At 52.8% G+C, this 19,479-nt stretch carries 17 protein-coding genes, 6 tRNA genes and 1 pseudogene; 9 read left to right on the forward strand and 15 right to left on the reverse strand.

Annotation, left to right across the window (positions count from 1 at the left end):
• Positions 1 to 26: 26 nt before the first annotated feature.
• The 11 genes and pseudogenes from HC231_RS05605 to HC231_RS05655 form a co-directional block, all read right to left on the reverse strand.
• Positions 27 to 1,286, reverse strand: a complete 1,260-nt coding sequence (locus HC231_RS05605) for an efflux RND transporter periplasmic adaptor subunit (protein ID WP_208230088.1) — start codon at positions 1,284 to 1,286, stop codon at positions 27 to 29.
• A pseudogene (locus tag HC231_RS05610) lies at positions 1,279 to 2,734 on the reverse strand (TolC family protein). Before HC231_RS05610 ends, HC231_RS05605 begins: the two are co-directional and overlap by 8 nt.
• Positions 2,727 to 3,926, reverse strand: coding sequence for an ABC transporter permease (locus HC231_RS05615; protein WP_208230089.1), 1,200 nt, complete (start codon positions 3,924 to 3,926; stop codon positions 2,727 to 2,729). Before HC231_RS05615 ends, HC231_RS05610 begins: the two are co-directional and overlap by 8 nt.
• Entirely contained in the window at positions 3,919 to 4,611 is a 693-nt protein-coding gene (locus tag HC231_RS05620; protein WP_208230090.1) for an ABC transporter ATP-binding protein, read from the reverse strand. Before HC231_RS05620 ends, HC231_RS05615 begins: the two co-directional genes overlap by 8 nt.
• Positions 4,612 to 4,647: 36 nt before the next feature.
• On the reverse strand, positions 4,648 to 5,451 hold the full coding sequence (locus HC231_RS05625; protein ID WP_208230091.1) for a hypothetical protein: 804 nt from the start codon (positions 5,449 to 5,451) through the stop codon (positions 4,648 to 4,650).
• Positions 5,452 to 5,586: 135 nt separating this feature from the next.
• Entirely contained in the window at positions 5,587 to 6,048 is a 462-nt protein-coding gene (locus tag HC231_RS05630; protein ID WP_208230092.1) for a hypothetical protein, read from the reverse strand.
• Positions 6,049 to 6,175: 127 nt separating this feature from the next.
• Positions 6,176 to 6,448 (reverse strand): hypothetical protein, encoded by a 273-nt coding sequence (locus HC231_RS05635; RefSeq protein WP_208230093.1) that lies wholly within the window; start codon positions 6,446 to 6,448, stop codon positions 6,176 to 6,178.
• 523 nt (positions 6,449 to 6,971) lie between these two features.
• Positions 6,972 to 7,047, reverse strand: a tRNA-Lys gene (locus HC231_RS05640).
• Between the two features lie 7 nt (positions 7,048 to 7,054).
• A tRNA-Val gene (locus HC231_RS05645) sits at positions 7,055 to 7,130 on the reverse strand.
• Between the two features lie 44 nt (positions 7,131 to 7,174).
• Positions 7,175 to 7,250, reverse strand: a tRNA-Val gene (locus HC231_RS05650).
• 45 nt (positions 7,251 to 7,295) lie between these two features.
• Positions 7,296 to 7,371, reverse strand: a tRNA-Val gene (locus tag HC231_RS05655).
• Between the two features lie 271 nt (positions 7,372 to 7,642).
• On the opposite strand from HC231_RS05655, the gene gltX reads away from it, so the two are divergent.
• The 3 genes from gltX (at position 7,643) to HC231_RS05670 (ending at position 9,451) form a co-directional block, all read left to right on the forward strand.
• Positions 7,643 to 9,058, forward strand: a complete 1,416-nt coding sequence (gene gltX / locus HC231_RS05660) for a glutamate--tRNA ligase (RefSeq protein WP_208230094.1) — start codon at positions 7,643 to 7,645, stop codon at positions 9,056 to 9,058.
• A gap of 197 nt (positions 9,059 to 9,255) precedes the next feature.
• Positions 9,256 to 9,331, forward strand: a tRNA-Ala gene (locus tag HC231_RS05665).
• A gap of 44 nt (positions 9,332 to 9,375) precedes the next feature.
• Positions 9,376 to 9,451: transfer RNA gene (locus tag HC231_RS05670), tRNA-Ala, on the forward strand.
• Between the two features lie 97 nt (positions 9,452 to 9,548).
• On the opposite strand, the gene ung is transcribed toward HC231_RS05670, so the two are convergent.
• Positions 9,549 to 10,235, reverse strand: a complete 687-nt coding sequence (gene ung, locus HC231_RS05675; protein ID WP_208231236.1) for a uracil-DNA glycosylase — start codon at positions 10,233 to 10,235, stop codon at positions 9,549 to 9,551.
• Positions 10,236 to 10,599: 364 nt separating this feature from the next.
• On the opposite strand from ung, the gene grcA reads away from it, so the two are divergent.
• A complete protein-coding gene (gene grcA / locus HC231_RS05680; RefSeq protein ID WP_208230095.1) occupies positions 10,600 to 10,983 on the forward strand; it encodes an autonomous glycyl radical cofactor GrcA in 384 nt (127 codons plus the stop codon).
• 299 nt (positions 10,984 to 11,282) lie between these two features.
• Here the strand turns inward: grcA and HC231_RS05685 are convergent, their stop codons facing one another.
• Complete coding sequence (locus HC231_RS05685) at positions 11,283 to 12,248, reverse strand: metallophosphoesterase (RefSeq protein WP_208230096.1); 966 nt, start codon at positions 12,246 to 12,248, stop codon at positions 11,283 to 11,285.
• A 247-nt stretch (positions 12,249 to 12,495) separates the two neighbouring features.
• Positions 12,496 to 13,821, reverse strand: a complete 1,326-nt coding sequence (gene srmB, locus HC231_RS05690; RefSeq protein ID WP_208230097.1) for an ATP-dependent RNA helicase SrmB — start codon at positions 13,819 to 13,821, stop codon at positions 12,496 to 12,498.
• Positions 13,822 to 13,954: 133 nt separating this feature from the next.
• Here srmB and trmN point away from each other — a divergent pair, with 133 nt between their 5' ends.
• Positions 13,955 to 14,701: a tRNA(1)(Val) (adenine(37)-N(6))-methyltransferase TrmN gene (gene trmN, locus HC231_RS05695; protein ID WP_208230098.1), complete on the forward strand. Its 747-nt coding sequence runs from the start codon at positions 13,955 to 13,957 to the stop codon at positions 14,699 to 14,701.
• A 34-nt stretch (positions 14,702 to 14,735) separates the two neighbouring features.
• Here the strand turns inward: trmN and nadB are convergent, their stop codons facing one another.
• Positions 14,736 to 16,337: an L-aspartate oxidase gene (nadB, locus tag HC231_RS05700; RefSeq protein ID WP_208230099.1), complete on the reverse strand. Its 1,602-nt coding sequence runs from the start codon at positions 16,335 to 16,337 to the stop codon at positions 14,736 to 14,738.
• Between the two features lie 384 nt (positions 16,338 to 16,721).
• On the opposite strand from nadB, the gene rpoE reads away from it, so the two are divergent.
• The 4 genes from rpoE to rseC are packed head-to-tail and all read left to right on the forward strand — an operon-like array spanning position 16,722 to position 19,434.
• On the forward strand, positions 16,722 to 17,297 hold the full coding sequence (gene rpoE, locus HC231_RS05705; RefSeq protein WP_048637826.1) for an RNA polymerase sigma factor RpoE: 576 nt from the start codon (positions 16,722 to 16,724) through the stop codon (positions 17,295 to 17,297).
• A gap of 56 nt (positions 17,298 to 17,353) precedes the next feature.
• Positions 17,354 to 18,007, forward strand: coding sequence for an anti-sigma-E factor RseA (rseA, locus tag HC231_RS05710; RefSeq protein ID WP_208230100.1), 654 nt, complete (start codon positions 17,354 to 17,356; stop codon positions 18,005 to 18,007).
• Positions 18,007 to 18,963, forward strand: a complete 957-nt coding sequence (gene rseB, locus HC231_RS05715) for a sigma-E factor regulatory protein RseB (RefSeq protein ID WP_208230101.1) — start codon at positions 18,007 to 18,009, stop codon at positions 18,961 to 18,963. Before rseA ends, rseB begins: the two co-directional genes overlap by 1 nt.
• Complete coding sequence (rseC, locus tag HC231_RS05720) at positions 18,964 to 19,434, forward strand: SoxR-reducing system protein RseC (protein ID WP_208230102.1); 471 nt, start codon at positions 18,964 to 18,966, stop codon at positions 19,432 to 19,434.
• The last annotated feature ends 45 nt before the right edge of the window (positions 19,435 to 19,479 follow it).

The raw sequence follows: 19,479 nt of genomic DNA on the forward strand, positions 1-19,479 counted from the left end.
GACAAAGGGGCTTGTTAGCGATAGACTTATTTGTCGATTTTTATCTCTCCTGTGGATACGCCCGCCACCTCAACACCCTGTGGTACGGCACGCCCCGGCGTTACGTCGATTCGCCGGGGCGTGCCGTCGGCGTCCGAGCGGAAGATCACATAGCTGTTGCCTCCTTCGTCGGTGCGCAGCGCTTCGACGGGAACGGCAATCCCTTGTTCATTGCGGTACGTCACCACCGACAGCCGGGCGCTCATCCCCAGCCGCAGACGCTGGCGCTGGTCGGGAGATGGCGTGTCGATGGCGACCAACACGTCATAGCGGGCGCCAGCCCCTTCCGACTCGGCGGCGCGGCCTTCGATGCCGATAGTCTGGATACGGCCTTGCAGCGTCAGCCCGGCGAAGCCGTCGCCGTCGATCTCCACCGGCATCCCCTCTTGCAGTTGGTGCAGATCGGCCTCTTCAATGCTGGCGACGGCCTGCAGACGATCGGGGTTAATCAGGCCGAACAACGGCATCCCCTGTGTGATATGCATCCCCCGCTGCGGCGGCTGCCACTTGCCGGTTTCCGTTACGGCGGGCCGTACCAGCACACCGGCGAAGGGCGCACGCACTACCTGCTGCGCTTGCATCGCCAGCAGCGCCTGATGACGCGATTGCGCATTCGCCAGTTCCATTTCGGCAATCTGACGATCTTCGCCGCGCCCTTTGTTCAGCGTGGCCTGCAACTCTTCTTGCGCGGCGGCCAGATCTTGCCGCTGGGCCTGCGCCTGCTGTTCCAGCGCATCCACTTCCATGCGGGCTACAATGCCGCGCTCAAACAGTGTGCGGGTGTCTTTCAGGCTGGCCTCGGTATTCGCCAACGTGAGACGGGCGTTGTTAAGGGTGCGGCGCGCCCGCGACATTTCCTGGCCTTGTTCCCAATGTTGTAGTTCCTGCGCCATTCGCTGCGCCTTGAGCAGTTCGGCCAGCGCCTGACGCCGTTGGATATCCAGCAGACCGGTATCCAGCGTCAGCAGCGGTTGCCCTTTTTCTACACGCAGCCCTTCGGCGGCCGATACGCTTTTAATCGTGCCTTCAAACGGCGCCGCGAGTGTCAGATGGGTTGCAGCCTGAATCCGGCCGGTCAGTCCCAGCCGGTTCTCCAGCACCTGTGGTTCGACGCGCAGCCATCGCACTTGCGGCGCGTCGGCGGCTGGCGCCGGCCAGAACCGCCACATGCCGGTTACGGCGATCGGAATGATCAGGATTGTCAGCGCGGCTAACCGATGCGACCAGAAACGTACGATTTTAATCATTGAGTGAGATATCCCAGCTTTGCAGCGTTGTCCCCAGCGTCTGATCCAGTTCGGCCTGGGCGTTGAGATAGGCGATTAGCGCGTCGAGCCGGGCATTTTCGGCGTTGCGCAGGTCGGCCTCATAGCTCAACACCTGAAAGTTGCTGGAACGCCCGACGGTGAGCTTTTCCCGTTCGATATCCAGCTTGCGGTGCGATAGATCGCGAGCGCGTTGGGCGATCTCGAACTGGCGCCAGCGTACGCCGATACCGCGCACGGCATTGGCGACGTCGCGCTCCAACTGCTGGCGGGCTTCGGCGATCTGCACGCGCTGATTCTGCACGCTTACCCGTGCTTGCACTTCCGCCTGCTGTCGGCTCATGTCGCCAATGGGGATTTCCACCTGCACGCCGACATAGTTTTCCCAACCGCGTGAGTCGCCTGCCGCGGCGTTGCGGTCTCGTTGCTGACTCGCCCCGCCCACCAGGGACACATCCCACAACCGTTCGTTACGCGCCACCGCCAGATTGATATCCGCCTGTTCGCCGGCGATCAACTGCGTAAGGTAGGCGGGTTGCATGGCCTCGGCCTGTTTCAGCGCTTCGGCGGGGCTGACGCTGATGCGGCTGGCCTGTAGCTTTTCGGCGGCGCGGATTGGCGTGCGTAAATCCAGCGCCAGCAGTTGCAACAGTTCCAGACGGCTGTTATCAAGCTGGTTGAGCGCGTCTTCGTAAGACAGTTCCTGCGTCGCCACGTCCGCTTCGGTTTGCACAATGTCAAACTCCGCCATGCGCCCGGCGGCGATCAGTGAACGGTTGACGTCCAGCAATTGGCGCGAGCGCATCATCGGCAATGTGCAGCAGTTCTTGCGCGCGCAACAATTCCCGATAGGCGACAATAATCTGCGTAACGGTCTGGGCGACGGTGGCTTTCAGCATCAGGCGGTTGGCTTGTTCGGTCAGCCGGGCCAGCCGCACCGGCGCGGTGGCGGCTTCACGGCCCGCGCCGCGCAGCAGCGGCTGAATGACGGTGATGCTGGCCCCGTCGTTGCGGTCGTTTCCGGCATCGTCGGCCTGCGTAGTCCTGTGTGTCCAGGCTAGGCTGAATTGGGTGCCATAGGGCGTCAGCAGCGTGGTGGTGGGGGCTATGTCGCGTCGGCGGTAGCGGTCGTCTTGATTTCGCGCCGCAAGATAACTGCCGCTTAGCGCCAGTTTGGGCGTGAAGCGGTCTTCGGCCACCAGCAGATCGAATTTCTGCGCTACGCGATCCAGATAGGCGCTGCGGATAACGCGGTTATCGCGCAGGCTGAGGTAGATAGCGTCGCTCAACGTCAGATCAATGATTTGCGTATTGAGCCGCGACGCGCTGGCTCCCGGACTGGTGGGGTGGGACGGCAACAGACGATCGGTCAGCGCGGCCGAAGCATTCAGGCTGATAAGTAATAGGACGGAAGTAAAGGCTCTAATCATCGCGCAGCGCCTTTACCGGTTCAAGCCGCGCCGCCGTCAGGGCCGGATACAGGCCGAAGAACAATCCGACCAGCAGTGAGCTGACGACGCCTAGTGGCAACGACAGCGGCGACAGAGAAAAGGCCCAGCCGGAGAGCTTCACGAACAGCCAGGCGGCGGTCAGACCGAAAACAGATCCGGCCAGCGCCCCGGCCACTGCCAGCATGACCGCCTCCAGTAGAAATTGGCGGCCAATATCCCGTGGGCGTGCCCCCAACGCCATGCGCACGCCGATTTCACGTCGCCGTTCGCTTACGTTCATCACCATGACGTTCATCACGCCCACGCCGCCCATCAGCAGCGCGATCCCGCCCAGCCCGGCCAGCAGCCAGGTGAAGGTACGCGACTGGCGCGCCATTCCCTCCAGCAGTTGCTGCGGGATCTGTACCGTGACCTCGCGGCCTGGAGTAAGCGATGAGAGATAATCGCGCAGCGCGGCGGCCTGCTGTGACAGCGCGGCGCCATCGCGGGTTCGCGCCACCACAGTGCCGATTTCCGGGGAAGGAACCAGACGGCGCATGCCCTCGACGGGCAGGAGAATAGCTTCATCCACCGGCACCGGGATCAGTGGATTGTGCCCTCGTTCCTGCAAAACGCCCACTACCTCGAACAGATAGCCGCCGATTTGTATCCGGCTGCCGAGTGATGCGCCCAACTCAACGGCGGCTTTCGCACCTAGAACCGCATAGGTGCTCTGGCGATCGTAACGGGTAAGGAGACGACCCTGGGTCACGAGCAGATCCATCACTGGAGCCAGTTCGGCGCTGGCGCCGACCACAACAGTACTGAAATTTCGACCGTTCAGGCGGGCGTCGGTTGTGGTCAGGATCAGCGGAGCGGCGTAGCGGATACCGGGTAAGGCGCGGGTCAGTGACGGCGTATCCAGTATGGCGGGCGCGCGGCGCTGACTGCCAGTTTCTGCGGCGGCAAAGCTGGCGACCAACATATCGCTGCCCATGTCCTTGAATGTGCTGATGGCGTCCGCCGCCGCGTTGTGACCGATGTTCAGCAGTGCGACCACCGACGCGCAGCCGACAGCGATACCCAGCAGGGCCAGTAGCGCCCGACGCCCCAATTGCCACAGGCTATCCAGCGGTTCGGTCAATGCGTGGCAAAGCGAAGGGCCGTAAGGCGAATGAGAGGTTTCAGGCATGGCCCTCTTCCTGTATGCGTCCGTCGCGTACCTGAATCCGGCGCTGCATCTGCCGGGCAATGGATTTGTCATGCGTCACCATCACCAGCGTAACCCCCTGTTCGCGATTCAGCGTCAGCAACAGCGCGAGGATTTCACCGGCGGTCTGGCTGTCGAGGTTACCGGTGGGCTCGTCGGCCAGCAGTAAAGACGGTTCGCCAATCAAAGCGCGGGCGATAGCGACGCGCTGGCGCTGGCCGCCGGACAGATCCGCCGGGCGGTGATGAAGGCGCTCGGCCAGCCCGACCCGTTCCAGTTGTTGTTGTGCCGCCAGGCGAGCGTCATGGCGGGAATGGCCGCGATAGAGCAGCGGCAGCGCCACGTTATCCAGCGCGGTAAGGCGCGGCAGCAGGTTGAAACTCTGGAACACGAAACCGATAACCTGATTGCGCACTCTGGCCCGTTCATCGCCAGAAGCCTGCGCCATGTCGCGGCCATTCAGCAATAGACGCCCGGCGCTGGGCTGATCGAGCAGCCCGATGATATTCAGCAGGGTGCTTTTGCCCGAACCGGACGTGCCGACGATGGCACAGCTCTGGCCGGAAGGAATGGATAGCGAAACGTCATGCAGCACCGACTGCATGGATGCGCCGGTACGGTAGGCGTGGGTGATGCTTTGCAGGCGGAGCAACGGCGTATTTTCCATCAATCACTCCGCATTCCGGGTAGGGATGATAACGGATTATTTTTTGTCATCATTAGCGAGCAGGGTAAAAAGGCTCATCGGGATGAGATGGAAATTTTTCTCCTGTAGCTCGTTTTTCCAGTTATTCAGTGTATTAAACAGGGATGTGTCATTTGTTGCAGACGATGATGAGCTTAATGATATTTTTGCCTGCAATTGCGCTTCATAACCCGCTGGATATTGTGCCTGTTCGATTGCGGGTTGCGATTTATAAAATTCGAGCATATCCGAATAAATCTGTGTAATTTTTCCAGTTCGGTTATATTCAGCCATGGCTTTTGCAACAACTTTCTGTGCCCATGCTTCGTATTGGTCATTAGATTCGTTCCATGCGGCCCTGCGCTCATTAACAGTAAATGTGCCGCTGTCATCGTAGGTAATCAGCGCCAACTGTTCTCGCGACATCCCCTTGAACGGGTTGCCTGCCTTGCCATTTAAATAATCAGTGGCCTGTTTTGCCCTAGCTAGCAAATCTGGGGCAGTTGTATCGGGAACCTCGGCGTCATAAATTTTTTTATACGAATCGGTATAATAATTCGCATCGGTGATCTCTTTGAGAACTGACTCGGCTTTTATCTTGAGTTCGCTGCGGCTAAGACTGGCATCGCGTTTTTCTGCTCGGGTAGCTGCATCACTTAATTGCTGGGCGAAAGACGACACCCTAGTGGATGTTGTATTGGTGGATTTATTTTGTTCACTCTGTACGGAGTTGCTGCTCACTTGATTTTTAATTGCTGAACTTGATGTATTACTTCTTTCATTAATTAGTGTGTTTGTTGAAAATTTATTGATGCTGACCATAAAATTCTCCATTTGTTATAATGTCGTCTAATTAAATTGAATTAAAAATAAATCAAATCGATACCACGACATATTTTAATAACAATATCCCATCGCCACCTGTCGGTAACGATGGGGCTATCCATTTCTGGATAATTACTTCATGGTAAATTCAACCGCCCATGAGCCAGTTATACTGGTTGACGTGATGGTGGCTTTACAAGTAGCTCCACCACTTGCTGTCGCCGTTTTGTTCCATTTTGGTACTTTGGGAATGGTGCCGCTAAATAATCCCCCCGGAATAACTTCATTTACAAACGTCGTACCAAAAACGCAGGTTTTTTTGCCGATGGTATAACGAACTGCTGCGGCATTCGCATCAGTGGTAATAAGATTTTGTACCGTATAGATGCTAGTCCCTTTAGCAGAAACACTAGCCAATGGCGTTGGATTTGCCAGGATGCTTGTATTTACTTCATTACTCGTTACAGGCGAATATTTTGCCGGTGCGGTTCCGAGATTTTTGAAGGTAATAGTCACCGGCCCAGCATAAGCCGAGCCAGCAGTAAACAATGACGCAACTGTAATCGTAGCCAGAATACTTTTTTTAATTCGCATATCGCATATCTCCATATATTGATTTTCACACATCTAATGGCGAATTATTTTCGCCCGCTATGCGGCACAGTCCTTTATTTATCTGTACTGCAACGTCTTCCTGCTATTATTTGTTTACGCAGCATCGTCAGCCATTCAGTGCGGGAATCATGTGGTTTATTGTTGTCAGCAATGGCATCCGGAAGGTAAAGAATCGACTCTTGCTGAACGGCGTCGCGGAAGTGGTTGAATGTGGTGACTTGCCAGTGAGATATTCCATCGTAATACCAGTTGCCCGGCCTTTTTCCGTGATGCTCCAAACAACATTGTCGTGAATGAAGTCTGGCTCTTCAGCATTTGAGGTGTCGCTCGACGTATTTTGCACCTGAACATAGGCCGTCGAGGCTGTGTTGATTTCCATATCCCAATCCTTGAGGTATCAATAGCGGCAGTAGATTTCATTAGAAACAGGTGGAAACATCTGTCTGATCAAATATCGACATAATCATTTAGATCTTTACTTATTCTTTACTATTTACTGCGTTAATACTTGCGCCGTATTTACAATTTATTATTTTTATACAAGTAGTTAGCGTCACTATTTTCTCTTCTGAAATTTATTTTTTTGATTAATTTTCAAACCATGACATAAAGCGCTAACAAAGCGATACCGATCGGCCAAGCCGATCGATACGATCTGACCGATCTATAAAAACGATTATCTTTTGCTCGTTACTTCAAGATGGGTTCTTTCGAAATCCGTGATAACTAAATGATTTTATTTATTTTAGTCTCAACGGAGTGGGCGGACTGGTTTTCCCGGTTTGTCAGAGAAAGCGCGATATGCGGCACCTGATGCTCAGGTTTTATCTTCAATACGCACGACTCGGCGCAGTATAAAAGTAAGGTAGATTTATTCTAGAAGGGTAAAACTATGCGGATATTGGTGGGTCGTGCAGGATTCGAACCTGCGACCAATTGATTAAAAGTCAACTGCTCTACCAACTGAGCTAACGACCCGCAGAAGTGGTGGGTGATGACGGGATCGAACCGCCGACCCCCTCCTTGTAAGGGAGGTGCTCTCCCAGCTGAGCTAATCACCCACTTCTTGATCTTCATTTCAGTAAGAAAATAGCTGGCATGAGATTGGTGGGTGATGACGGGATCGAACCGCCGACCCCCTCCTTGTAAGGGAGGTGCTCTCCCAGCTGAGCTAATCACCCAATCTCAATTTTTCTTACTTCACACAACGCGGCACTCTAAAAGAGTGGTGGGTGATGACGGGATCGAACCGCCGACCCCCTCCTTGTAAGGGAGGTGCTCTCCCAGCTGAGCTAATCACCCTCGCTGTGTGGAGTCGCATTATAGGGATAGTTGAAAGTGAGTCAACGCTTTTTAAAAGTAAAATGGTTGTTCGTTGTAAAATTAGTCAGGACGTCTTATTTCTGGCCGTCGGCGATGCTTCCTTATTCACTTATATGGGGAATAAACCGCGGAGTAATACGTTACAGCGTTGAGGAATCGGGGCAGAATGATAGAATGTTGCCCACTTTTGTTATTTGAACTCATGTCGGTATACGCCGACAGCCGTTGCGTAAAAAGGCTGTAATCCCAAATGAAAATTAAAACCCGTTTCGCGCCCAGTCCAACTGGCTATCTTCATGTAGGCGGCGCGCGCACCGCGCTATATTCCTGGTTATTTGCCCGTCATCACGGCGGTAAGTTTGTTTTGCGTATTGAAGATACCGATCTGGAGCGTTCCACTCAGGACGCGATCGATGCCATTATGGATGGCATGAACTGGTTGAATCTTGACTGGGATGAAGGTCCGTATTATCAGACCAAGCGCTTTGACCGTTACAATGCCGTCATCGACCAGATGCTGGAAAACGGCACCGCTTATCGCTGCTATTGCTCGAAAGAGCGTCTGGAAGCGCTGCGTGAAAAACAGATGGAAAACGGCGAGAAACCGCGTTATGACGGATGCTGCCGTGACTCCCACGAGCATCATGCGGATGATGAACCTCATGTGGTGCGTTTTCGCAATCCACAAGAAGGTTCCGTTATTTTCAACGACCGTATCCGCGGTCCGATTGAATTCAGCAACCAGGAACTGGATGATCTGATCATCCGTCGTACGGATGGCTCACCCACCTATAACTTTTGTGTGGTGATTGATGACTGGGATATGGAAATCACCCACGTTATTCGCGGCGAGGATCATATTAATAATACTCCTCGTCAAATCAATATACTGAAAGCATTGGGCGCGCCAGTGCCGGAATATGCGCATGTCTCCATGATCCTGGGGGATGACGGTAAAAAATTATCCAAACGTCACGGCGCCGTTGGCGTTATGCAGTATCGTGATGATGGTTACCTGCCTGAAGCGCTGTTGAACTATCTGGTGCGTTTGGGCTGGTCTTCCGGCGATCAGGAAATTTTTACTGTTGATGAGATGAAAGCGCTGTTTTCATTAGACGCTATCAGCAAATCCGCCAGCGCGTTCAATACGGAAAAGCTGCAGTGGCTGAATCATCACTACATTAATCATCTGCCGCCGGAATATGTGGCGACGTATCTGGCATGGCATATTGAGCAGGCTGGCATTGATACGCGTACCGGCCCGCAATTGAGCGAACTGGTGACCTTGCTGGGCGAACGTTGCAAGACGCTGAAGGAAATGGCCGCTTCCTGCCGCTATTTCTATGAGGATTTTGATCAGTTTGATGCCGATGCGGCGAAAAAACATCTGCGTCCGGTTGCCCGTCAGCCTTTGGAACTGGTTCGCGCCAAACTGGCGGCGATTACGGACTGGACGGCTGAAAATATCCATCATGCCATTCAGGGAACCGCGGATGAACTGGGGCAAGGCATGGGTAAAGTCGGTATGCCGCTGCGTGTGGCCGTAACCGGCGCTGGGCAGTCTCCGGGGGTTGACGTTACGGTGCATGCGGTCGGTCAGCAGCGTGCGCTGGCGCGTATTGACAAAGCTCTGGAGTTTATCGCTGTGCGTGAAGCTCAGCAATAATCTCTGCTGCCATTTCTGCGGTTAGAAACGGAACCCTGGATTTATCCAGGGTTTTTTACATCTGCTGTTTTTGCCATTTTTTCCGATGTTTGATGCCTTTTTCAGCGGTTAATCGCATAAAAAGATTTAGCCGTTGACACTGGTAGGCGGGTCTCATATTATGCGACCCGTTCACACGGATACGGTCTGTAGGAAACGGGGCTATAGCTCAGCTGGGAGAGCGCTTGCATGGCATGCAAGAGGTCAGCGGTTCGATCCCGCTTAGCTCCACCAAATTTATTTTGGTTGGATTTAGTATCAGGAACATTCCACATTGTGGGGCTATAGCTCAGCTGGGAGAGCGCTTGCATGGCATGCAAGAGGTCAGCGGTTCGATCCCGCTTAGCTCCACCAAATCACTTTTCTTCTATATCTTATTATCCCTTGCTAAAAACATATTCCGCTATTGCGTTATGACGTATCTGCCCCCATACCATGAAGGCAGAACTTTTTACTGGCTTTCTGGTAAGCGCGGCGTCCAGTCAATCGGGGCAATGCCTTGTTGCGCCAGAAGCTGGTTAGCCTGAGAAAAGTGTCGGCATCCCAGAAAACCACGATGTGCGGATAGTGGGGAAGGGTGCGGCGCTCTCAGAATATGATGGCGCTGACGGTCGATAATGTTGCCTTTTTTCTGCGCGTGCGATCCCCACAGTAAAAAAACAAGCCCCTCCCGATTTTCATTCAACGCTGCGATAACGCGGTCGGTAAAGGTCTCCCATCCCAAATTAGCGTGTGAATGCGCTTTGCCCGCCTCAACGGTTAACACGGTATTAAGCAGCAATACACCCTGCTCGGCCCAGCTTTGCAGAAAGCCATGCTGCGGAATTGCAAAATCGGGTATGTCATTCGCCAGCTCTTTATAGATATTCACCAAAGACGGTGGCGCAGGAACGCCGGGACGAACGGAAAAGGATAATCCATGGGCTTGATTTGGGCCGTGGTAGGGATCCTGACCGAGAATAACTACCTTGACCTGATGAAGCTCGGTAAAGCGAAAGGCATTAAAAACGTCTTTTTGCGGTGGATAAATCGTTTTTCCGGCCGCACGCTCTTTAGCAACGAATTCCAGCGTATTTATAAAATAGGGTTGCTGCTTTTCTTGTGCCAGCACGTCATGCCAGGTTAGGGAAGTTGCCATCATTCACCCTTTGTTTTACAGGAAAATTTATTGGCAGTAGCTTACCGTTCAATTGTTCCAAGGTAAAACTGTAACGATAGAAAGTATGCGAGGATATCGCCTGATTTGAAAAAAAATTGAAAATTTACAAAAATATTTGCAGTCGTTCGATAACGTTAAATTTGATGTGAAACAATAAATTGCCGGGATTGCGAGATTCCTGATGGGTTTTAAATTGATTTAAATCAAAGAATGATGGTCATGGTACTGGTATATAAGAGTGCAGAGACATTTGATTTTATATAATCGTTAAGAATTGATGGCAGTTTGTTACTAATGCCAACTTTCAATTAAGACAATAATACGCCGTTTTACGGAGGCAATAATGGTTACTGGTATTCAAATCACCAAGTCAGACAACAACGCGCTGGTTAACTCTTTCTGGTTGCTGGATGAAGAAAAATCTCAGGCACGTTGTGTCTGCGCTAAATCTGTTTATAGCGAAGATCAGATTGTTCCAGTAAGCGACCTGGGCCAGATCGAATATCGTGAAGTTCCGCTGGAAGTTAAACCAGAAGTGCGCGTGGAAGGCGGTCAGCACCTGAATGTGAACGTGCTGCGTCGTGAAACGCTGGAAGATGCCGTTAAACATCCGGAAAAATATCCGCAGCTGACTATTCGTGTTTCTGGTTATGCCGTGCGTTTCAACTCTTTGACGCCAGAACAACAGCGTGATGTTATCACCCGTACTTTTACCGAAAGCCTGTAAGCGGTAAATCGGCGCTGGCCGAATTTTAGCTAATATTGCGGGAATCGGGACGCCGGTAGCGGTATCCCGAAAGGGGTTCATGTTGATTCATGAGCCCCTTTTTCATGCGGCTGATTCCCGGCGGGATAAAATTTCACTGTTCCACATCTGGGCCAACGCCGGTTGATCGATATTGATATTCACGCCCGCTTAACGCCGCGGAGGTTGAAAACAGCGCGCCGGTTTATAGAAAATCTCATGCCTGATGATGGGAAAAAGATGAAACAGACTATCTGTGCATTGCGTTTTAATGATGATTATCACGCATGCGCTTTATTCAACCGCCTGGAAACGGCGTCGTACATACCTTCCACATAAATATTCAGATCTTTATCAATCGTAACGGTGGCGCAGGCATTATGAGGCAGCGGCCATTCGACCAGCGCTTTGGTGGTGAAGTAATGGATGCCATTTCTGAAATTATAACGGCCCGGATGGTGGTGGCCGGAGAAGACCGCCAGAACCCGTCCCGAATCTTCCAGCGCTTTGACTACAGGCTCCGCATTCTGAACGATAACTTTCGCTTTCGCCATTTCCGGGTCAAAGTAATCCAGCGTCTGGTGCGTAAACACCACGATGGGTTTGTCGTCGGATTTCAGTACGGCGCGCAGCCAGTCAATCTCTTCATCGGGAATATTGGCGATATCCCAGGTAAAGTTGTTGTGGGAGAAGTGCACGCCTTTGCCTGTGGCGTCGGTATAACAGGCGTCTAATACGATGAAGCGAATGCCGTTTTTTACAAAGGTATAATAGAGCTTGCCGTTGGCATCGCCGGCGTTTTGCGTACAGGCAAGAAAATCCTGTGGACTGATGGCGTCAAAGTCATGATTCCCGGCTACGTGGTAGCGATCGCCTTTAAATTTAGCAAATTCATCCTCCACTTGCTTCAGGAAATCTATGGTCTGCTCATGGTTTTGGGGGCTGACGCAGTCCTTAAAGTCGCCCAGTTCAATGGCAAAGTCGAGCGATTGCGTGTTGAACAGGTCGATGACCTGGCGAAATTTCGGCAGTGCATGCCGGTAGACCTCGTAGAACTCCTCTCCCGGAGCGCCATAGGTGTCGTTATCCGCATAATGGATATCGGTGACCAGGCCGAACTTCAGCAGTTGTTTGTCAGATTCAGGCAGCGTGAGTTGAGGGGCTGTGGGCGTTTCGGACAAGGCTGCAGTTGATCGGGATGCCAGAAAAATAGCTCCGGCTAACTGCAGAAATTGGCGACGACGCATAACATAATTCTCCTGTAAATTAATTAATAGCGAGAGAATTATGAGGGAGTTGTGTATTAATCTTGTGACGCTTCTATGAAGAGATAAGCGTAATGCAGGTTTGAGACGCGTGTCGATGGGAACTGCGCCGGCAGTCTCAGCTGGGCCGGCGCGATTCGCTAAGCCGGCAAACGACCATAGCCGCGCAACAAACGGCGCTACGCTGAGCCGCCGCGCCATCTGTTAATCGCGCGGCTATACCCGTTGCTTATTCAGCGGCGGATTCGTCAGCCTTTCGGGCTGGCTGTCGGCGCTTGCCAATGTTTTTTCTATCCCGCTGACGCACCTTCACTTTGGTTTTCTCTTTTTCTTTCTCTTTCTTTTCTTTCCGCTTAGCTAACGCTTTCTTGGAGGGTTTGCCTGTCGTTTTAGCGCTCGGCGCTTTGGTGGCAGGGCGCAGCTCATCGACAACGCGGGGCTTGAGCGGTTCATTCAGGTAGCGGCTGATCTTGCCAAGCAGCAAATGGTCGTGCGCTTCAACGAAAGAGATGGCGCAACCTTTACGGCCCGCCCGGCCGGTGCGCCCGATACGATGAAGATAAGTATCGGCGGTACGCGGCAGGTCAAAGTTGAACACGTGGCTGATATCGTTGATGTCTATACCGCGCGCGGCGACATCGGTCGCGACCAAAACGTTTACTCGTCCGTCGCTCAGGCGTTTAATCGCTTCATTACGTTTGGCTTGCACCATTTCGCCTTCGAGATAACAGGCGGTAATGCCGGCTTCCCGCAGCCAGGCGACTAACTCATGAACGCGTTCGCGCTTACGGACAAAAACAATGGAACGGGTGACGTCCGGCTGTTTCAAATGGTGGCAAAGCAGCGCCGTTTTGTGTTTGATATCGTCAGCGCGGTAGTACCATTGCAGAATTTTTTTACGTTCGCGGCGTGAGGGATCGGCCTCAACTTCGACGGGATCGTTCAGCAAGCGCTCGGCAAAGTCTTTAATCGCTTCGCCTTCCAGCGTGGCGGAGAACAGCAGCGTTTGTTTACGCCAGCGGGTTTCACCGGCAATATGTTCAATATCCTGTGCAAACCCCATATCCAGCATTCTGTCCGCTTCATCCAGGATCAGCGTCTCGACGGCGCGACAATCAAAGTTTTCTTCTTTGATGTATTGCAGCAAACGGCCGGTTGTCGCCACCACAACATCCTGGTTCTCGCTAAACACTTCGGCATGGTTCATATATGCCACGCCGCCGGTGATGGTTGCGATGTCCAGATGGGTATGCGCGGCGATCTTGCGCGCCTGATCGGCGACCTGCATGGCGAGCTCGCGCGTCGGCGTTAAGATCAGAATGCGCGGCGGCCCGGATTTTTTACGAGGGAAATCTAATAGATGCTGCAAAACCGGCAGCAGATACGCTGCGGTTTTACCGGTGCCGGTTGGCGCGGACCCCAGCACGTCTCGGCCGTCCATCGCTGGCGGGATCGCCGCCGACTGAATTGCAGTCGGACGTTCATAACCCATATCGCGCAGGGCGTCTAACAGGCTGTCATCAAGATCTAACTCGGAAAAATTTGTGGCTGTCATGGTCTACCTCTATTTGGGGCGCCGATTATAGACGTATTGGCCGGGTTCTTCACCTGTTTAAACAGACAACGGCGCTTTTACTGTATAGATGTTTGCCCTATGCTACGACGGTTTTAATCGGGAACGAGTAATAATGAGCGAGCCATCTGATAATAAGCCGGTGTTGCGTCGAGGCGGATTTACCTTCAAGCAGTTTTTTGTCGCGCACGATCGCTGTGCCATGAAGGTGGGGACCGATGGCATATTGCTGGGATCCTGGGCGCCGGTATCCGGCGCGCGGCGCATATTGGACATTGGCTGCGGCTCGGGTTTGATCGCGCTGATGTTGGCGCAGAGGAGTGATAATAATGTCCGGGTTGATGCGGTTGAACTGGATGCGGACGCGGGCCGCCAGGCGGCTGAAAATATCGCCGCGTCTCCCTGGTCCGAACGGGTGGCGGTTTACATCGATGATATTGTTACGTTTGCCGAAACCAAGACCGGGGATTACGCTCTGATTGTCAGCAACCCTCCTTATTTTGCGCCGGGCGTTGCTTGTCGCTCGTCGCAGCGTGCTCAGGCTCGTTATACCGTTGCATTGACGCATGAGTCGCTGCTTGACTGCGCGCGGTGTCTGATCGCGCCAGACGGCATATTCTGTGTCGTATTGCCCATGCAGGCCACGGCGGATTTTGCGCAACTGGCGCGGCGCCAGGGCTGGTTTATTCGGCGGCGTATGGACGTGACCGAATATGTTTCCCGTCCGGCGCATCGCGTATTGCTTGCGCTGTCCCGACAGGCGGGAGACTGCCAGATGCGGCAATTAGCGATACGCGATGCGGCGCATCGTTATTCCGCTGATTTTCAGGCGCTGACGAAATCTTTTTATCTGTTTATGTAGGTTCCTACTGGAGAACCTACATAAACAGGATGAATTACGGAGTAAGGATAGTCGGCTTGGGGGTTTCGAACTGGTTGGGGTAATCCAGAGTATAATGCAGTCCGCGGCTCTCTTTTCTATCCAGCGCGCAGCGGACGATCAATTCGGCTACCTGAACCAGATTGCGCAGCTCCAGTAAGTTGTTGGAAATACGGAAGTGCGAATAGTATTCATCGATTTCCTTCTGGAGCAGATTAATACGGTGCAGCGCCCGTTCCAGACGTTTCGTGGTTCTCACGATCCCGACATAGTCCCACATAAATAATCTTAGCTCGTGCCAGTTGTGCTGGATAACAACCTGTTCGTCTGAATTATCAACCTGACTTTCATCCCAGGCCGGCAGCTCTTGAATCAGGTCGATTTGCGGCAGGCGCCGCAGGATATCTTCTGATGCTGACCAGCCGTATACCAGACACTCCAGCAATGAGTTCGACGCCATGCGGTTTGCGCCGTGCAGCCCGGTGTAGCTTACCTCGCCGATGGCATACAGCGCGTCAAGATCGGTGCGCCCCCGTTGATCGACCATCACGCCGCCGCAGGTGTAGTGCGCGGCCGGAACAATAGGAATGGCTTGCCGGGTGATATCGATACCCAGTGTCAGTAGCTTTTCATAGATGGTGGGGAAATGCTGCTTAACAAATTCCGCGGGTTTGTGGCTAATATCCAGATACATGCAGTCTGCGCCAAGACGCTTCATTTCGTGGTCAATGGCTCTGGCGACGATATCGCGCGGCGCAAGCTCTCCTCTGGCGTCGAAGTCCGGCATAAAGCGGCTGCCGTCGGGACGCTTCAGGTGAGCCCCTTCGCCGCGCAACGCTTCCGTCAGCAGAAAGTTGCGCGCTTGCGGGTGGAATAAGCAGGTCGGGTGAAACTGATTAAACTCCATATTGGCTACCCGGCAGCCTACGCGCCATGCCATGGCGATACCGTCGCCGGATGAAATATCCGGATTGGTGGTATATTGATACACTTTGGATGCGCCGCCGGTGGCGAGAACGACGGCTTTCGCCCGACAGGACTCGACCATTTCCCGTTCACGGTTCCAGATGTAGGCGCCGACAATTCTGCGGGGACCGGGTAAGCCGAGTTTGCTGGAGGTGATTAAATCAACGGCGTTACAGCGTTCCATAATGTGGATGTTGGGATGCGATAGCGCTTTTTGCACCAGCGTATTTTCTACTTCTTTCCCTGTCGCGTCGGCCGCATGCAGAATCCGGCGATGGCTATGCCCGCCTTCGCGGGTAAGGTGATAACGCTCCTCGCCGCCGGCGCCGGTTTCGGTATCAAACAGTACGCCCTGTTCGATCAGCCACTGCACGCAGTTTTTAGCATTGCTGGCGATGAACTCTACGGCTTCGCGTTCGCACAGTCCGTCACCCGCGATTAATGTATCTTCAATATGTGATTCGATGCTGTCGGTCTCATCAAAAACAGCAGCAATGCCGCCTTGGGCATAGAAGGTGGAACCTTCACTCAGCGGTCCTTTGCTGAGTACGGTAACGTTTGCCTGAGAGGCCAGACGAAGAGCGAGGGAGAGGCCGGCAGCGCCGCTGCCAATGATTAATACGTCGCAGGAGTATTCAGTGGTCGGTTGCATGTTCGTATCGTCCTTGTTCGTATCGTCATGTAAGAAAAGAAGAGGAAAACCGATGGTAGCACTCAATGTTTTATCGATGTATTGATTTTTATGGCCTGTAAAGATGTATAAATACCGGGCATCAGACAGGGCCGATTCGTGCTAATGAAATGGATTTATCGTATGATCGGTTCGATACGCTTGATGATAAATAGAAAAACCAGCGTGTTGGTGTGGTGAAATCACCGGTGATTCCACCACGGTAGGCAGAATAAAGCGGTTTATCCGGAACTTTATGCGACGTGTCAGCTCTAAGCTTGTGCTTGCTCTGGGTATAACTATATATGATATGGCTGGCAGTATTATTTTACGTGTGGAGAACGGTTTGAGGAGATATTACCTCGGATGAGCGAGCAGCTAGCAGATCAGGTTCTGGTTGAGCGGGTCCAAAAAGGCGACCAAAAGTCGTTCAATTTACTGGTCATTCGTTACCAGCATAAGGTGGCGAGCCTGGTATCCCGTTACGTACCCCAAGGGGACGTGCCTGACGTGGTTCAGGAATCGTTTATCAAAGCGTATCGTGCGCTGGAGTCATTCCGTGGCGATAGTGCTTTTTATACATGGCTATACCGTATTGCCGTGAATACGGCGAAGAACTATCTGGTTGCGCAGGGAAGACGTCCTCCCTCCAGCGATATTGATGCCAATGATGCTGAAAATTATGAAAATGCAGGCGCATTGAAAGAAATATCGAACCCTGAGAACTTAATGTTGTCAGAAGAGCTGAGAAGCATTGTTTTCCGTACGATTGAGTCTTTACCGGAAGATTTACGTTTGGCGATTACGCTGCGTGAATTAGATGGATTAAGTTACGAAGAGATTGCCGTCATCATGGATTGTCCCGTCGGTACTGTTCGTTCCCGAATCTTCCGGGCACGGGAAGCTATTGATAATAAAGTACAACCGCTTATTCAGCGCTAGCGTGTTTCAAGTATGGCGTATGATTAACGATGGATTTGACAAATAAGGGTGTCGGTATGCAGAAAGAGAAACTTTCCGCTTTAATGGATGGTGAGGCAGTTGATTCCGAACTGCTGAATACCTTGTCACACGATGACAAGTTGCAGCAAAGTTGGCAAAGTTATCATCTAATCCGCGATACGTTGCGTGGGGATATTGGTGAAGAAGGACACGTTGTTCACTTGGATATCGCCTCTCGCGTGGCTGCTGCTATTGAAAAAGAACCGGTTCGGCTGGTTCCGCAGGCGCAACCAGAATCTCAGCCGCACCCTGAGAGTTGGTCACGGATGCCGTTCTGGCATAAAATTCGTCCTTGGGCCAGCCAGTTGACCCAGGTAGGCGTTGCAGCCTGCGTATCTTTAGCCGTTATCGTCGGCGTCCAAAATTATAACCATGTCGGGAGCAATGAGGGGACACCGGAGTCCGCCGCATTCAGCACGTTGCCGGCAATGGGAACCGCATCGCCGGTTAGTTTTGGCGTGCCTTCAGAGAGTGTCGCCTCTCATGGCGGTCAACAAAAGTTTGACGCGCAGCGCAGCCGTCTCAACGCTATTCTGCAAGATTATGAACTGCAACGTCGCTTGCATGCTGAGCAGCTTCAGCATAATGACGATCAGCAAGCTGCAATTCAGGTTCCGGGAACTCAATCATTAGGAACTCAGCCTCGGTAATGAAGCGTGTCTGGTTAACCGTCTGTTTGCTGGTTGGCAGTTTGTTTTATTCCATCATCGCCTCGGCGCAAACTGCGTCCGGGGCGTTGTTGCAACAAATGAACCACGCCAGCCGCTCATTAAATTATGAACTCTCTTTCATCAATATTACCCGCCAAGGGTTTGAGTCGGTTCGATATCGCCATGCCGTGATTAATAATCGGCCATTGGCGCAGTTGGTCTTTATGGATGGGCCACGGCGTGAAATTGTGCAGCGCGGTAATGAAATCAGCTATTTCGATGCCGGCCTGGAGCCTTTTACGCTGTCGAGCGATCACATCGTCGATTCATTGCCCGCGCTGGTTTTTGCTGATTACCAAAGCATCGCGCAGTATTACGATTTCATTCCTGCCGATGGCCGCGTTCGCATCGCCGATCATCTGGCCGTAGGAGTCAGGATTATTTCACGGGATGCGACGCGCTATAGTTATGCCGTCTGGATGGATACCGAGTCTAAGCTGCCACTACGGATTGACTTACAGGATCGTAACGGCGAGCGTCTGGAGCAGTTTCTGGTGACGTCGCTCATCGTGGATGATAATGTCGCAAAAGCGATGCGTCCGCTGGAAAATATTAACTTGCCTCCTGCATTGCCGACCCCCTCGTCAGAAAACGTAAATTTCTCCTGGTCGGCGGAATGGCTGCCAACCGGAATGAAAGAAGTATCCCGCAGCAGGAAGACGCTGCCGGGCGCCAATATCCCTATTGAAACGCGTCTGTATAGCGATGGTTTGTTCAGTTTTTCCATCAATGTCAGTCCTTCTTCCGAAACGCGGCCTGAGCAGTCCGCTCGTACCGGAAGGCGTACGATATATACTGAAACGCATGACAATAATGAAATCACCGTCGTTGGTGAACTCCCGCCGGCCACGGCTAAGCGCGTGGCCGACAACGTTATCCTGAAGGCGCAGCAATAAATGATTAAAGAGTGGGCTACGGTTGTGTCATGGCAGGACGGCATCGCTATACTGAACTGCGAACAGCGTTCGGGCTGCGGCAGTTGTCAATCGCGCGCCACATGCGGAACCGGCGTGTTAAATCAGCTAGGGGGCGCGGCTGTTGAACACCAATTGAGAGTGCCCTGTGAACAGCCTTTGCAGATAGGGCAGCGGGTCGAGCTGGGCATCGCCGAAGCGCGCCTGCTGCAGTCCGCTTTTATGGTTTATTTTGTTCCTTTAGTGGGGGTGTTCGCGGGCGCGGCGCTATTACAGGCTCTCTTCGTCAATGAGTTTTCCGCCGTTCTGGGCGCGTTGCTGGGCGGCGGGCTGACTTTTTTATCGGTAAAGCGTTGGGCGGATAATCACGGGAAGCACGGCCGTTATCAGCCTGTCATTTTGCAAATCGCTCGGCCGGGCGAGTTACTACAAATCAAAACCATAACCGAGTAATCCTCCAGCATTTTTAGGCGTTGTCATCGTTTTAATATCTTCTTT

Source organism: Brenneria izadpanahii, assembly GCF_017569925.1.
GTDB classification, from domain to species: Bacteria; Pseudomonadota; Gammaproteobacteria; order Enterobacterales; family Enterobacteriaceae; genus Brenneria; species Brenneria izadpanahii.